18 protein-coding genes are annotated in these 15352 nt (G+C 36.0%); 9 read left to right on the top strand and 9 right to left on the bottom strand.

What is annotated here, in order from left to right; all coding sequences use genetic code 11:
• Positions 1-3: 3 nt before the first annotated feature.
• Positions 4-630 carry a YczE/YyaS/YitT family protein gene (locus ACUXVC_RS27140; RefSeq protein ID WP_000943411.1) on the bottom strand — a complete coding sequence of 209 codons (627 nt, stop codon included), beginning with the start codon at positions 628-630 and terminating at the stop codon, positions 4-6.
• A gap of 97 nt (positions 631-727) precedes the next feature.
• On the opposite strand from ACUXVC_RS27140, the gene ACUXVC_RS27135 reads away from it, so the two are divergent.
• The 5 genes from ACUXVC_RS27135 to ACUXVC_RS27115 are packed head-to-tail and all read left to right on the top strand — an operon-like array spanning position 728 to position 5193.
• Positions 728-1705, top strand: coding sequence for a LacI family DNA-binding transcriptional regulator (locus tag ACUXVC_RS27135; RefSeq protein WP_000181976.1), 978 nt, complete (start codon positions 728-730; stop codon positions 1703-1705).
• Between the two features lie 10 nt (positions 1706-1715).
• A complete protein-coding gene (locus tag ACUXVC_RS27130; protein WP_015055217.1) occupies positions 1716-2597 on the top strand; it encodes an SGNH/GDSL hydrolase family protein in 882 nt (293 codons plus the stop codon).
• Positions 2594-3511: an ABC transporter ATP-binding protein gene (locus tag ACUXVC_RS27125; RefSeq protein ID WP_000207730.1), complete on the top strand. Its 918-nt coding sequence runs from the start codon at positions 2594-2596 to the stop codon at positions 3509-3511. The genes ACUXVC_RS27130 and ACUXVC_RS27125 overlap by 4 nt, the downstream gene beginning before the upstream one ends.
• Entirely contained in the window at positions 3504-4496 is a 993-nt protein-coding gene (locus ACUXVC_RS27120) for an ABC transporter permease subunit (protein WP_001206475.1), read from the top strand. Before ACUXVC_RS27125 ends, ACUXVC_RS27120 begins: the two co-directional genes overlap by 8 nt.
• Positions 4497-4515: 19 nt before the next feature.
• Positions 4516-5193, top strand: a complete 678-nt coding sequence (locus ACUXVC_RS27115) for a uracil-DNA glycosylase (protein ID WP_095689944.1) — start codon at positions 4516-4518, stop codon at positions 5191-5193.
• A gap of 41 nt (positions 5194-5234) precedes the next feature.
• On the opposite strand, the gene ACUXVC_RS27110 is transcribed toward ACUXVC_RS27115, so the two are convergent.
• The 3 genes from ACUXVC_RS27110 to ACUXVC_RS27100 form a co-directional block, all read right to left on the bottom strand.
• Positions 5235-5528 (bottom strand): DUF3817 domain-containing protein, encoded by a 294-nt coding sequence (locus ACUXVC_RS27110; protein ID WP_000953396.1) that lies wholly within the window; start codon positions 5526-5528, stop codon positions 5235-5237.
• A 209-nt stretch (positions 5529-5737) separates the two neighbouring features.
• A complete protein-coding gene (locus ACUXVC_RS27105) occupies positions 5738-6559 on the bottom strand; it encodes a Cof-type HAD-IIB family hydrolase (RefSeq protein WP_000221387.1) in 822 nt (273 codons plus the stop codon).
• Between the two features lie 228 nt (positions 6560-6787).
• Positions 6788-8071: a purine/pyrimidine permease gene (locus ACUXVC_RS27100; protein ID WP_000847031.1), complete on the bottom strand. Its 1284-nt coding sequence runs from the start codon at positions 8069-8071 to the stop codon at positions 6788-6790.
• Positions 8072-8166: 95 nt separating this feature from the next.
• On the opposite strand from ACUXVC_RS27100, the gene ACUXVC_RS27095 reads away from it, so the two are divergent.
• The 3 genes from ACUXVC_RS27095 to ACUXVC_RS27085 all read left to right on the top strand — a co-directional run bounded on the left by ACUXVC_RS27095 (position 8167) and on the right by ACUXVC_RS27085 (position 9886).
• Positions 8167-9159, top strand: coding sequence for a potassium channel family protein (locus ACUXVC_RS27095; protein ID WP_000993985.1), 993 nt, complete (start codon positions 8167-8169; stop codon positions 9157-9159).
• Positions 9160-9165: 6 nt separating this feature from the next.
• Positions 9166-9453, top strand: coding sequence for a YwdI family protein (locus ACUXVC_RS27090; protein ID WP_001167346.1), 288 nt, complete (start codon positions 9166-9168; stop codon positions 9451-9453).
• 64 nt (positions 9454-9517) lie between these two features.
• Positions 9518-9886 carry a DUF423 domain-containing protein gene (locus ACUXVC_RS27085; RefSeq protein ID WP_000688315.1) on the top strand — a complete coding sequence of 123 codons (369 nt, stop codon included), beginning with the start codon at positions 9518-9520 and terminating at the stop codon, positions 9884-9886.
• A 30-nt stretch (positions 9887-9916) separates the two neighbouring features.
• Here the strand turns inward: ACUXVC_RS27085 and gerQ are convergent, their stop codons facing one another.
• The 4 genes from gerQ to hemQ all read right to left on the bottom strand — a co-directional run bounded on the left by gerQ (position 9917) and on the right by hemQ (position 13176).
• On the bottom strand, positions 9917-10345 hold the full coding sequence (gene gerQ / locus ACUXVC_RS27080; RefSeq protein WP_000068652.1) for a spore coat protein GerQ: 429 nt from the start codon (positions 10343-10345) through the stop codon (positions 9917-9919).
• Positions 10346-10372: 27 nt separating this feature from the next.
• Complete coding sequence (gene cwlJ, locus ACUXVC_RS27075; RefSeq protein WP_000538155.1) at positions 10373-10795, bottom strand: cell wall hydrolase CwlJ; 423 nt, start codon at positions 10793-10795, stop codon at positions 10373-10375.
• 175 nt (positions 10796-10970) lie between these two features.
• On the bottom strand, positions 10971-12242 hold the full coding sequence (locus ACUXVC_RS27070; protein ID WP_000722847.1) for a serine hydrolase: 1272 nt from the start codon (positions 12240-12242) through the stop codon (positions 10971-10973).
• Between the two features lie 190 nt (positions 12243-12432).
• Entirely contained in the window at positions 12433-13176 is a 744-nt protein-coding gene (hemQ, locus tag ACUXVC_RS27065; protein WP_001287595.1) for a hydrogen peroxide-dependent heme synthase, read from the bottom strand.
• A 254-nt stretch (positions 13177-13430) separates the two neighbouring features.
• Here hemQ and pta point away from each other — a divergent pair, with 254 nt between their 5' ends.
• Complete coding sequence (gene pta / locus ACUXVC_RS27060; RefSeq protein ID WP_000067215.1) at positions 13431-14402, top strand: phosphate acetyltransferase; 972 nt, start codon at positions 13431-13433, stop codon at positions 14400-14402.
• Between the two features lie 49 nt (positions 14403-14451).
• Here the strand turns inward: pta and ACUXVC_RS27055 are convergent, their stop codons facing one another.
• Positions 14452-15297 (bottom strand): lipoate--protein ligase family protein, encoded by an 846-nt coding sequence (locus ACUXVC_RS27055; RefSeq protein ID WP_000071945.1) that lies wholly within the window; start codon positions 15295-15297, stop codon positions 14452-14454.
• Between the last annotated feature and the right edge of the window lie 55 nt (positions 15298-15352).

Raw genomic sequence — 15352 nt, 5'->3', positions numbered from 1 at the left:
CTATTAAGCAGCTTGCTTAATAGGCTCTTTTCTATTTAAAATCTGCGTACCAACTTGAATAAATGCTTGGATAATCCAGCCTGTTGTAAAGGATAAGATGATTGTTCCAAAATAGATAGGTCCATCTAATAAAAAGCTTAACGTTAAAAATAAAAAGGCTAATGAAATCTCTGTTCTTCTAAACGTCCATTTTTTCTTTTCAGCAACCGTTAAAACGAAAGCTTCTTGAGGCGCTGCGCAAAGGTTTGTAGAGACGTAAAGACCAATTCCAGCTCCAACGAATAGATTTCCGCAAATAAGTGTTATATATTTTGGAAGAGAGCGGATAGCGTCCATAATAGTTGTAATGGAACCAATCCAATCAACAAAAAGAGAAATAAGAACCATCGTTACAATTGTACCGATTGTAATTTGTTTTTTATTCCAAAAGAGTACGATAAGTGTAAAGGCAAAGTTAATCATGAAAATCCAAAAACCAATGCTTATCCCAAAATTTTGATATAGTGCAATAAAGAAGGAATCATAAGGACTAAGTCCAAAGGAAGTAATTGTTGTCATCATATTAATACCGATGGCAAGAATGAGTAAACCGCCAATGAAAAATATATATTCTAATTTGAATCGAAGCATAGTTGTATATCCTTTCTAAATGTATTTGCTAGGAAAGGATATATTGTGGAAAGCTTACCAGGTCAAGGGAGAATTTTTGTGAGAAGGGGAAAATGAGATGACAAATATAAGAAAGATTGCTGAACTTGCTGGAGTATCTGTTTCAACTGTTTCACGTGTACTAAATAATCATCCGTACGTAAATGAACAGAAACGAAAAGAAATTTTAGCAATTATAGAAGAATTAAATTACACGCAAAACGTGAATGCAATTCATTTAGTGAAAGGAAAAACGAATGTAATTGGCGTTTTATTGCCACACGTAAATGATCAATATTATAGTGCTATTATCGAGGGGATATCAAAAGAAACAGCAAAGAATAATTATAATATGATGCTTTGCCAGACAAATTATAGCGAAGAAAGAGAACTAGAAATTTTAAATATGTTAAAAATGAAAAAGCTTGATGGGGTTATTATTTGTTCTCGGACAAATAGTAAAGAGAAGCTTGAAGAATATACGAAATTCGGCCCGATTGTTATGTGTGAAGAAATAGATTCGAAGTATATTTCAAGTGTCCATATCGATTACTACAAAGTATTTTCACGTGGGATGAAAAGCTTGATAGATGCCGGTCATACACGTATTGGATATTGTATTGGAAGAAGTAATAGCGTTAATAGCCAAAGACGAAAGAAGGCGTACGAAGATTCGCTTCAACAGAGTATCGTAACACCGTTAGAGACCTGGAAATTTGAGGGATGTTTTACAGTGGAAGATGGACGCAATGTAATTAGAGAATGGGCTCATATGTCAGTAAAACCGACGGCGTTCCTTGTATCTTGTAACCATATTGCAGCGGGGATGGTTACAGAAGCAAAAAAACAAGGAGTTCGTATTCCAGAGGATATTACGATTATCGGGTGTGATGATCAAGAGGTGGCAGATATATTGGGTATAACGACGATTTCGCATTCTAGTAAAAACGTTGGAGTGAAAGCGTTTGAATTATTATATGAAAAGATTAATGAAGAGAAATTAGATGTGAAGCATATAGAGTTATTACCAGAGTTAGTAGATAGAGAAACGACATAATTGAGAAGGTGTGAAAATCGCTTTTCAAAATTTCGTTTGGTATAATTATGGACAATCTATGAGGGCTAAAAGGGGTTTTGATATGAGATCAAAAGTAGTAAAAGTAATTCTACTCATTACAATTGCATCTTTCTGTTTATTTGCATATGGCTTTGTTTCAGGTGTAAATGATGTATTAAATCCGAAAGCTTCAAATTTAATTAAAAAGACCGATGTAGTGGCAAAAGAGAAAAAGAAAACGGGAACGTTACAAATCGTTAGTTTAGGTGATTCATTAACGCGTGGCGTTGGTGATAAAGAAGGAATTGGTTATGTTGGGCGAATGAAAGAGGATTTACAAAAAGATTATAAGCAAAAAATTGCATTAACAAATTTAGCAGTTAGTGGTGCAAAAATGCCCGATTTATTAAAACAAATTGAGAGTAGTGGCGCTCAATATTCAATTAAGCAAGCAGATGTAATCGTGTTAACGATTGGCGGGAATGATTTGTTCCCAGGCTGGGAATCGCTCGGGAAAATAGATTTAGAGACGTATCGTCCTGATACAGAAACGTTTCAAAATGAAGCAAAGAAAATTATAGAAGAAATTCGTAAATTAAATGCAAATAGTCCGATTTTTTGGCTTGGTTTATACAATCCTTTTGAAGATGTAGAAGATTTAAAAGGGTCTTCAAACATTGTTGTGGACTGGAATGCATCTTTAGAGAAGTTAGCGCTAAACGATAAAAATGTGTATATTACACCGACATTTGATTTATTCCAAAACCGCGGGAAAGATTTATTATACTCTGATCATTTTCATCCGAATGAAGTAGGTTATACGTATATGGCAGAACGTTTAGTTCAAAATGTTGTAAGTAAATTAAAACTAGAACAAGGAGGGGTAAAATGACGACGATACTTTCCGTACGAGACTTGAAGAAGGTAATTGGAAACAAGACTCTTGTAGAGAATATTTCCTTTGATGTAAAGCAAGGAGAAGTGTTCGGGTTCCTAGGACCAAACGGTGCTGGAAAGACGACTACCATTCGAATGTTAGTCGGATTGATTAAGGCGACAGAAGGTAAGATTTCTATCGGTGGTTATTCGATTAAGGAAAATTTCAGAGAAGCGATGCGTCAAATTGGGAGTATCGTTGAAAACCCAGAGTTGTATACATATTTAACAGGATGGGAAAATTTAAAGCAATTTGCTCGTATGTTAGGTGATATATCAGATGAACGAATTATTGAAATTGCTGAAATGGTTCATTTAGATGAAAGAATTCATGACAAGGTAAAAACGTACTCACTTGGTATGAAACAACGCCTTGGAATTGCACAGGCGCTCCTTGGGAATCCTAAATTGCTTATATTAGATGAGCCAACGAATGGTTTAGATCCAGCAGGGATTAGAGAACTTAGGGAATTTATACATAAGCTTGTGAAAGAAGAAAATATGAGCGTGTTTATTTCAAGTCACTTGCTAAGTGAAGTGCAAATGATATGCGATCGCGTTGCTATTATTCATAAAGGAAAGATGATAACAGTTGCCAAAGTTGAAGAATTAATTAAAACAGCAAGTGATCGTGTAGAATGGATTGTTACACCAATTTCTAAGGCGAAAGATATGCTAGAAGCGGCCGAGGAAATAAGAGAAGTGAGTGTAAAAGGCGAGCGATTACTATGCCGCATGGATATTGCATCTATAAGTAGTTGGAATAAAAAATTTGTAGAAAATGAAATAGATGTACATAGCGTTAAGGAGCTTGTATTTACGCTAGAAGATTTATTTATTGAACTCACAAGGGGTGAGCAGCATGCGTGAATTTGCGAATCTAGTTTTAAATGAATCAGAAAAGATTTACCGTAAGAAACGTATTTTTGTTGTCATGCTTATTTTAGCAATCTTGATCCCGCTTTTTGTGTACGCGCAGTATCGTGAAATAGAAACGACACAAAAAAGACTCGGTACAACTGATTGGAAGGTTTCATTGCAACAGCAAATTGTTGATTCTCAGAACCGGTTGAACAATTCTAGGTTGCCAGAAGAATGGCGTGATTGGTTAAAGGTAAGAGTTGAGCAACAACAATATTATTTAGATCATGATATTAACCCGATGGCACCGGGTGCACCGACTTTTGTCAGAGCATTTATTGAACAAGGAATTACATTGTTTATTCCGCTTCTCGTAATGATTGTCGCTATTGATATCGTTTCAGGAGAACGAAGTGATGGGACAATGAAGATGTTACTTACGCGGCCGATTCGGCGCTGGAAAATACTCCTTAGTAAATACGTGACGATGTTATTTTTCATTTCGCTCATACTGTTTCTTGTAGGTTTGTTTGCTTACATATTATCAGGGCTTGTATTTGGATACTCGGGATGGAATTTACCTGTTTTAACAGGATTCGTCATTGATAAGGAAACGTTAAATACGAACTTTGTGCATCTGATTCCGCAGTGGCAATACATCTTAATGGCGTATGGACTAGCCTGGTTTGTTGCTATCGTTGTCGGAACTATATCATTTATGGTCTCTGTTTTAATTCGTAATACACCAGCTGGTATGGGCGTTATGCTAGCTGCATTAATTGCAGGCGGTATCTTAAGCTCGTTCGCAACATCTTGGGAAGGTGCGAAATATATTTTTAGCGTGAATTTATCATTAACGGATTATTTATCAGGAAAATTACCTGCATTACAAGGCTTATCAATGGGATTTTCTTTGATGAATTTAACTGTTTGGGCAGTTGTTTCCCTTATTATTTCGTTCTTAGTATTTACAAAACAGGATATGTTGAATTAATTAGACAGGAAGTGACAGTATGGAAAATGTTTTAAAGAATGATTGGGGACCATTATTGGCACCAGAATTTGAGAAAGAGTATTATCGTACTCTATCCAGTTTTTTGACAAAAGAGTACAGCACGCATGTTGTTTATCCGAAGGTAGAAGATATTTTTAACGCTCTTCAGTATACAAGTTATGAAAATACAAAGGTTGTTATTTTAGGACAAGATCCATATCATGGACCGAATCAAGCGCATGGTTTAAGTTTTTCTGTACAACCTGATGTTAAAACACCACCATCATTGTTAAATATGTATAAAGAACTTCGAGATGAATATGGTTATGAAATCCCGAATAACGGTTATTTAGTAAAATGGGCGGAACAAGGAGTATTACTACTAAATACCGTATTAACAGTTCGTCAAGGCGAAGCAAATTCTCATAAGGGAAAAGGATGGGAGCACTTCACAGATCGTGTGATTGAACTGTTGAACGAACGTGCAAAGCCAGTTGTTTTCATATTGTGGGGGCGCCATGCACAGGCGAAGAAGAAGTTAATTACGAATCCGAATCATCATATTATCGAATCTGTACATCCAAGCCCATTATCGGCAAGACGTGGTTTCTTTGGTAGTAAGCCATACTCTAAAGTAAATACGATTTTAGCTAATATGGGAGAAAGAGAAATTGATTGGGAAATTCCAAATTTATAAATAGAAAAGGTAGTTAACAGTCGTTAACTACCTTTTTATTATTATTGTTGCTCGTTCTTTAATTTTGCATCTAGTACAAAAGTACCAAATGGGATAACTGATGAAACAAATGCTCCAAGTGCCCATAAAATTGATTTACGGTGTACGATTGTTACTTGAATTACTGCAAAGATGAATAGAATAAACAGAACACCATGAGCCATGCCTGTAATTTTAACAGCTGTTGCAAATCCTGCGAAATATTTCAATGGCATTGCTACAAATAATAGTAATAGGAAAGAAATACCCTCAACTAGTCCAATTGCTCTTAATCGTCCGATTGGTGTAGATAACATAAAGTAGCCTCCTTTAACGTATGCTTGTATATAGTAAATTTGTATTCTTTTTCAAAATAAAATAGTCTATTTTGTTTCATTATATACAAAAAGAAAGTTTACACTACGAGAATAGTGCAAAGTTCAAAATATAGTCACAAAAGCATGAGAATTTAAATAAAAACCTATTTGAAGTATTTGACTTCAAATAGGTTTTGTGAATGAAAATATTAAACAAGTACATCCGTTTTTAAAACGAATTTCTCTACAACTTTTGCGACACCATCATTCATATTTGTATCTGTTACGTAGTTTGCAATTTCTTTAATATCATCAGGTGCATTGCCCATTGCAACACCAAGACCAGCAAATTCAATCATTGCTTGGTCGTTATAGCTATCGCCCATTGCGATAACTTCTTCACGCTTAATGCCAAGCTTTTGAATCAGTTTGTTTAAGCTCGTTCCTTTTGTAACACCGGCTTCAGTAAATTCTAAGAAGAATGGTTTCGAACGCATCACGCTTAATTGGCCTTCTAGTTGTTGTTGAAGTTTCTTTTCAACTTCAACAAGGCGTTCAGCTTCTTTATTCATTAATACTTTTACTACAGGCTCTTTAACTGCGGCTTTAAAGTCATCTACTACAACAATTGGCATACCAGTAATATCGCCCTCAATTTCAGTATAAGGATTATTTTCTTCCGTTACGATATCATCGCCCATATAAGTATGAATCCATACATCTTCAGTTTTACTAATTTCAAATAGGTTGTGAACGATTTCAGGAGATAGTGTACTACTAAAGATTTCTTCGTTTGTTTTACAGTTAATAATTTTTGCGCCATTAAAAGATAGAATGAAACTGCCGTATTCTTCTAAGCGAAGTTCTTTGGCTACATTGCGCATACCAAACGTTGGACGTCCAGAAGCAAGTACAACCTTTACCCCTTGCTCTTGTGCAGTCATTAACGCTTCTTTCGTACGAGGTGAAATAGTATGGTCATCACGTAATAAAGTATCATCTAAATCTAAAACAATCATTTTATAAGTCATATAGAAAATTCCTTTCTTTAATTGAAATCAAAATACATGTTCATGAAGATGTTGAGGAATAATAGTAAGACATCAAACCTCTTTGAAAAGAAGTAGATAAATCATTATGAGTGTGTTGCTCATAATATCGGTTAATAATCATTGGGGATGGATAAAACCCCAATGATTCAAGTTTGATTTTATCGTAACAACTCTAAAGGTAGAGTGCAATAATGGAAGTTTTCCAATTTACGATATTTGTTTTGCTGTGGAACGAGAAAATAGTATTTCTAGCAAAATGGCCATTACTGATCCAAGAACGAGACCGTTACTTAAAAACGATGCTAGAAATGGTGGAAGTGTGGAATATGCTCCTGCTGGAACAAACATAACTCCGACTCCTGTGAAGATTGAAAGACCGGCTACTTTAAATAATTGTTCCTTATCCTGGACAGTTTCGTATTCTCGAAAGGCGAGGCCAATCATGCTTGCGAATACAGGATAAATAGCGGCATAACCAACTGCAACAGGGATTGCTGCAAAGAATGAAGTAATCTTTGGGAATATACTAACGACAATAATAAAGCTTGACCCTAATATAAAAGGGAGACGTTTATAAATATTAGTCGTTGCAATAAAACCTGCTGATCCAGAAATAGCGACAGGTCCAATAGCTGAAAACAGGCCGCCTAGCAATTGGTTGATTCCTGTTATAATGCCGGCTTGTTTAAAACGATCTGATGCAGCATTTTCTTCATATTTAGAGACAACCTTTTGTACAACGCGAATACTTGCTAACATATTTGTTAGAAGTAAGAGTGTAACAAATATGACCGTAATTACCATGTTCCATTCAACACGAGGCATGCCGAAAACAAATAAGGACGGAAAACGAATTATGTCTGTCACTGGTGTTATTGGATTAGATAATCCGAAGCATGCGAATAATATCCAGCCGCATATGATACTGAAAAGAACGGAATATTGTCCAATAATAGGTAGCTTCATGATGAAAAAGGATAGTAAAATAACAATGAGTGAAAGAATAAATACGTTAGGTTGTACTTCTGTATGTTTTCCATCAAGGCCAAACATTCCCTTTAAGAAGGAGCCACTGAGTTGCGCGACAAGAAGAAATAAATACGTTCCAATGACTGTCGGTGTAAAATAGCGAACGAGTTTATCAATAAGTCCAAAAACGCTAAGAATAATACAAATAATACCGCTTAATAAGAAAGCATATTGAAGAACTTTAAGTGTCTCATTGCTTGATCCAAATAATACGACGCCTAAACTTGCGTAAAGGGAGAAAATTCCCCACCAAAGGCCAGCAGGACCTTCTTGAATAGGAAGTTTATGCCCAAATATAGCTTGCAAGAGACCAGCAAAGCCTAGAACAAATAATGTTCTTTGTACGAATGCAATGGCTTCAGCGCCATCAAGACCATAACTAGTTGCGACACTAATTGGTACAATAAGGCTTCCAGCTAAAATAAATAGTGCCCATTGTAAGGCGGAAAGAAATGTCTTCATTATATCAACCTCTTTCATAGATTCCGTATCTAGTATATACGTATTTTATTTCCACTGGCAAAGATTGTAGATAGAGAAAAGAGTTGAAACACGGTATGAATGCACGTAAGCAATTATGGATAGCAGTTATATGTATGACTTTTGTTGTAATTCTAGGAACGATAGGATTTATGACAATTGAAGAGATTAGTTTGTTTCAAGCATTTTGGATGACGATGATTACTGTATTGACTGTTGGATACGGAGATGCCGTTCCTGTAACGCAAGCAGGGAAAGTATTTGCGCTCCTTATTATTCCTGTTGGTGTAGGTATTGTTACATATGCAATTGGGGTAGTGGCAGCTATGATTATTGAAGGGAATTTATTTCATGCAGTACGGAGGAAGAAGATGGATAAACAAATAGCGCAGTTGAAAAATCATATTATAGTATGTGGTTGCGGTAGAGTGGGGCTTCAAGTTGTACATGAATTGCAAGAAAAGAATATTCCATTTGTCGTTGTTGATAAAGATGAAAGCATATTGGAGCAGGAAAAGCTTTTATTTGTACATGGAGATGCAACGGAAGATCAAGTATTACATAATGCCGGAATTTTAAAAGCAGCTGGTTTAGTTGCTATTGTTGCAAATGATGCCGAAAATGTATTTATTACATTAACAGCAAGAGGATTAAACGATACGATTAAAATTGTGGCGAGATCTGAAAAGCCAGAAACTGAAGAGAAATTAAGGCGTGCTGGTGCAAATAAGGTTATTAATCCATCTAGTATGGCAGGTATTCATATAGCAAAAGGTATTGCAAATCCATTAACCGTTCATTATATTGATACAGTGTTGTATGGAGTAGAACAGTCATTTGTCATTGAAGAAATTCTAGTTGGCAAAGATTCAATACTAGTCGGTAAATCGTTACTAGAGAGTAATGTAAGGAATCAGTTTGATGTAACGATATTAGCGATTTCAAGAAATGGGAATATTATACATAATCCAACAGGGCAGGAAAAACTACAAGAACATGATATGATAATAGTATTTGGTTCAGTAGAGAAACTGGGACAATTTGAGAAAGAATTACAAAGTACGAGGTGATAAGGAATGCAAATATCTAGTGACAAGATTTTAAATAAAATGGCGAATGAAATTGCGAAGGCAAAAAGTAGCGAAGGACAAAAGTCAAAAGAACATTTATTAGTTGTGCGTGCTTTATGCGATTTACTATTAGATGAACAGGTTGAATCTTCTACGTATAGGGAGCCGCAAATTCAATCGCAAGTAATTGGATCACAGCCTATAACAACAGTTCAACCAGTTATACCAGTTTCTGGAGAACCTGTGTATATAAAAGAAGAAGGTGCAAATGGTAATTCTTTATTTGATTTTTAAGAATTAAATCGTTTGGCTTATATGAAAAAATTGCTTATGATAAAGGTAAAAAAGGGGAATTAAGATGAAAATTTTCTTTTTACTAGGTTGTATTGCAGCGGGGCTATCTGTTGCGTTAGGGGCCTTTGGAGCACACGGTTTAGAAAATAAAATTTCTGCGAAAATGTTAGAAGTTTGGAAAACAGGCGTTACATATCAGATGTTTCATGCAGGTGGATTATTCGTAGTTGCTTTATTGATGGATAAGGTTCAATCATCACTTTTAACTACTGCTGGTTGGCTAATGGTAGCTGGGATTATTATGTTCTCAGGTAGTTTGTATGCATTAAGTACGACAGGCATTAAGTTCTTTGGTCCAATTACACCTCTTGGTGGTGTAGCGTTTATTGTGGCGTGGATTCTAGTAGGGACTGCAGTTGTAAAAGGATTATAAAAAACAAAAGCTGGCATTTGCCAGCTTTTTTTATGGTCTTGGAGTATAAGTTGCTTGTTGACTAGGTAAATACGTAATTTCTTCTGGAAATTCTACGTAATCTAAGTAGATCATTAATAGTAAATAGCGTTTTCCTGATTGCGGTTCACTAATAACGATATGGTCACGGCCAGCTGCTTCAATAATACCTGTATAAGATTGTGTACCAAGGGAACTGCCACGTTCATAAGTCATTACAACTGTAGCTTGCTTACCTTTGTTTAAACGAAGGATATTTTCAATATAGGATTGCTCTAGAGGTAACATGCCTTGAGAAATTGCATATTGAGCTTGCGCAGCTTGAGCTGTTTGTTGTTGCATTGCTTGCTGTTGTTGTTGAGTCATTTGTTGTGGTTGGACATAAGTTCCAGATGGTTGATAAAAACCTGTTCCATAGTACGGATTTTGTTGCTGTGCCATTCAAAAATCCCTCCTCATTTTCATCTCTTAATATACGCTAGGACAGTCTTCACCAGATGGTTGGAAGAAGCAGTGCTTTTTGAAGCGACCAGAGTTTTGTTGGTTATACCAAGTTGGTGGACAAGGACCTTCAGGTCTAAAGAACCATAAGGCAAAGTTAGCGGGCCAAAAACGTTGTCCTTGAATAGTTCGCCTTGCTAAGGCGATATCTTGTTCACGGGCTCTTTGATAAAAATATCCTTTTTGTGTTGCCTCAAAACCACCAGGATTTTGATACACCATTTGACGTAAATTACGAATACTTTTAAAGTCTAAACAATTTCCGCGGACACGATTTACCCCAACGTTTCCGACCATTAACATTCCTTGTTGCCCTTCTCCTTCGGCTTCAGCACGCATCAGTCTAGCTAACAACTTTACATCTGCTTCGTTATAAGCAATAACACCCATTATGTGTCACCTCTCTTTTTGTAATACCTTTTGGAAAGAGGTTTATTTCTAGATGAAGTGTGGAACAATTACTAGTTCATACGTATGAGAAAAAGGACTCAGATATGACAACCAAACGAAGTTTTACATTGAGAGAGGAAAATAAAAAAAGCTAGCGTGAGCTAGCTTTTCATCATTAAAATACTTTAGACCATAAGTTTGAGAAGAAATCTCCAATAGAGCGCATTGTTAGCACAAACCAATTTGCTTTTTCAACTTCCTCTGTTGTTTTTGCAGTAACTTTCATACTTTTACTACCGTCTAAGAAACCATATTTATCAGTTGATGCTAAAGTAATTGAGCCTACTTTAGCATCTTTCTTAACAGGAGCAACTAAATGTCCATCTTCAGCAAGAGATTTATCTAATTCAGTCCCAATTTTATAAGGATCTTTGCTACCTTTTTTCGCAATTACTGTTATTTCTTTTTCAGGTGCAACCGTTACTTGATCTTCTTTCCCTTTTACTACAGAGATTGTGTTATTTTTATCAACCTTGAGCTTTTGTTTTTCAAAGTTATTAAATCCATATTCGATTAATTCACGAGATTCTGTGAAGCGCTCGTCCATTGATTTCGTTTTAATAATAACCGAGATAAGACGTAAATCACCGCGTTTCGCAGTAATAGTAAATCCATATCCAGCTGTATCAGAACTTCCTGTTTTTAAACCATCAGTACCTTCATAAGCGAAGGCAGCTCCTGGTAACATCCAGTTCCAGTTTTCCATACGAATTGGTTTTGGATGATTGTCTGGGAAGTTTCTAAATCTTTGTTTTGTATCCTCTAGCATTTCTGGATACTTTGTAATCATTACTTTTGAAAGTATACCCATATCGCGAGCTGACATAGAGTTTTCTGCATTTGGATCAGTACCCTCGGGATGTTTCCCTTTTAAGTCAGCGTTATTTAAACCAGTAGCGTTTACAAATTTATATTTCTTTAACCCTAGTTTTTTTGCATGTTCATTTGCAAGATTTAAGAAGTTTTTCTCACTTCCTGCAAGTAGCTCTGCTAAAGCAATACTAGACCCGTTTGCAGAGAAGATAACAATAGAATGATATAATTCTTTTACAGTATATTGACGTCCTTTCTCAAATGGTACGTTAGAGAATTCATTATTACGTGAGACTTCATAAGCGTAATCGGAAATATTTACTTTCGTATCCCAAGTAATTTTCCCTTCTTTAATTGCTTCTAAAACAGCGTAAACAACAATTAATTTTGACATACTAGCAATAGCTAGCAGTTCGTCTGGGTTTTGTTCATGCAGTATTTTCCCTGTATCTGCATCAAATAGAAGTGCAGCAGCAGCTTCTATTTGTATTTTTTCTTCCGCATGGGATGTTGTTACTCCTAAGGAAGAAATTGACAATAGAAGCGCTAGTAAAATAGACAAGATTTTCTTCATATAAATTATCACCTTCGCATCGTTATTAGCATATAGCTCGTACCATTTTAGCATGAATTTGGATATAGAAAAGTTACAATTTTGTAAGGAATTTGTCGGTTTTTGTTCGAATTTGCGGGAAAAAGGAGTTTTTTGAGGAGAAATATAGAGGGAAATAAAAAAAGGAACGAATTTCGTCCCTTTTTCAATATTATATGTGTAAAAATTTCTCTACTTTTTCGTCTGGTAAGATGTTTCCAACGAAGAATGTTCCGAATTCACCATAACGAGCACTTACTTCATCAAATCGCATTTCATATATAAGTTTCTTAAATTGAAGAACATCGTCAGCGAATAATGTTACGCCCCACTCGAAATCATCGAATCCAACAGATCCTGAAATAACTTGGCGTACTTTCCCTGCGTATTGGCGACCAATCTTACTATGACTGTACATCATTTTTTTACGCTCTTCCATAGGAAGCATGTACCAGTTGTCATCACCTTGGCGACGCTTATCCATTGGATAGAAGCAAATATGATTTGCTTTCGGTAATTCAGGATATAAGCGAGCTAAAATTTGTGGATTTTGATATGGATCCTCATCAGCTGGAAGGTAGTTGCTTAGTTCAACAACAGATACGTAAGAATATGCAGGAACCATATATTCAGCTAATGTTGTTTTATTCAATTCTGTCTCAATTTCATTTAACTCTTCCATTGTTGGACGTAAAATCATAAGCATAATATCAGCTTTTTGACCAACAACTGTATACATTGCGTGACTACCTTTTTTCGCAGTAGCTACTTCGTTCCATTTTTCAACGACATTTAAAAATTCAGACACTGCTTGTCCGCGTTCGTCGCTAGATAATGTTTTCCATGCAGCCCAATCAATAGAACGTAAATCATGTAAACAATACCAGCCATCTAACGTTGTTGTTGCTTCACTCATTCTATTCACCTCAGTTAATGATAGTTTTACACGTTAACTATAGCATATATAGTTTTAAAATCATCTATATAAAACCTTGGCGCATAAAATTGTCACATTTAAGTGTTTAAGCGAGGTGAATTTAACGGCTGAATTTTATGAAAATATAATCATTTTTATTTTATCTATTTTTTGGGAGCTATAAGTTTAAAATATAGAAGAAAAGCAGTATTCTTAAAGATAGAGTTTTTTAACATATGTAGGAGGGTTTATTCGTGAGCAACTTATTTACAACAGTAAAAGAAAAAGTTCAAGGAAAAGGCATTTCTATCGTACTTCCTGAAGGAACTGATGAAAGAATTTTAGGCGCTGCAGAGCGTTTAGCAAAAGAAGAGTTAGTAAAACCAATCTTAGTTGGTAATAAGGAAGAAATTAGCGCAAAAGCTGCTAGCATGAATTTAACATTAGCAGGCGTTGATATTTACGACCCAGCTACATACGAAGAAATGGATGCAATGGTAGCATCTTTCGTTGAACGCCGTAAAGGTAAAGCAACTGAAGAAGACGCTCGCAAAATCCTTAAAGACGAAAACTACTTCGGTACAATGCTTGTATACATGGGCAAAGCACACGGTTTAGTAAGTGGTGCAGCTCACTCTACAGCTGATACAGTTCGTCCGGCACTTCAAATTATTAAAACAAAACCAGGCGTTACAAAAACTTCTGGCGTATTCATCATGGTACGTGAAGAAGAGAAATATGTATTCGCTGATTGCGCAATTAACATTGCACCAAACAGCCAAGATTTAGCTGAAATCGGTATCGAAAGTGCGAAAACTGCTGAGTTATTCGGCATTGATCCACGCGTTGCTATGTTAAGCTTCTCTACAAAAGGTTCTGCGAAATCTCCAGAAACAGAAAAAGTTGTAGAAGCAACTCGCATTGCAAAAGAAATGGCTCCTGAGTTAACTTTAGATGGAGAATTCCAATTCGATGCTGCATTCGTACCATCTGTAGCTGAGAAAAAAGCTCCAGGTTCTACAATTAAAGGTGATGCTAACGTATTCGTATTCCCAAGCTTAGAAGCTGGTAATATCGGCTACAAAATCGCTCAACGTTTAGGTAACTTCGAAGCAGTAGGACCAATCTTACAAGGTTTAAACATGCCTGTAAATGACCTGTCTCGTGGATGTAACGAAGAAGAAGTGTACAAGTTAGCTTTAATTACAGCAGCTCAAGCACTTTAATTCTAAAATGAATTAGTATGGAAAATGACCACCCTAAGGGTGGTCATTTTTATTTTTCTAAGCCAAGTGCTTTATTATTACGATCAATAATACGTTGTAAATTCGTCTCATATAAAGGAATCTCATCTATTGTTAATTGAGATGGTGTTAACTTTGGAGCGAATTGCTGCAATGTTTTTAAAAGACGCATCATTAAATCTTGTACTGTAATGGTTTCGCCAAGTAATTCTGAGAGTGAGGCCATCGTACTTGGTACAATTTCAGGGTACGTAAAGCGTGTTTCTTTTCCTTGAATTGCTAGGTTGTAGAAATCACGAACGAGTGCGGCACGCTCAGAGCCACTTCCGGTAGCACAGAGATAAATTTGGACAGCGACACCGCCGCGAATACGACGTTGTGAAATACCAGCGAATTTTTGATCGCGAATACTTAAGTCATAACTACCAGGACAGTAAGAGCCAACAATTTCTTTTGCCTCGATAGTAACGTTGTAATCCTTTAACATCTCCTTAATTAAATGCCACATCGTATCGTATCCAAGATCAATATCGATACCTTTTTCTGTTTCTTGGAATAAAAGTGATACGTTTAAAACACCTTCATCAAGCACGACTGCAAGCCCGCCAGAATTACGAACAATAACATTGAAGTTGTGTTGTTTTAAAAAAGAAATACCTTCTTCTAAATGCGGAAGGCGTGAATCTTGAATGCCAAGGACAATTGTATTGTGATGAACCCAAGAACGCATTGTTGCGGCTGACTTGCCATTTCCAATGCTTGTGCATAATGTGTCATCCATTGCGAATGACTGAAGTGCATGGAATGTTGGTCCCAAACTAGACTGATCTACAATGCGCCACTCTGGCTGAGATAAAATGGAACGGGAATTGCTCATATAACTAACCCCTTATCTTTAAAATGACAATCTCTATTATAGCAAAAAATGAAGA

The sequence above is a fragment of the Bacillus sp. N6 genome, from assembly GCF_052805735.1.
The sequence above is the reverse complement of the archived record's forward strand: the minus strand, read 5'-3'. Positions and strand labels throughout refer to the sequence as shown.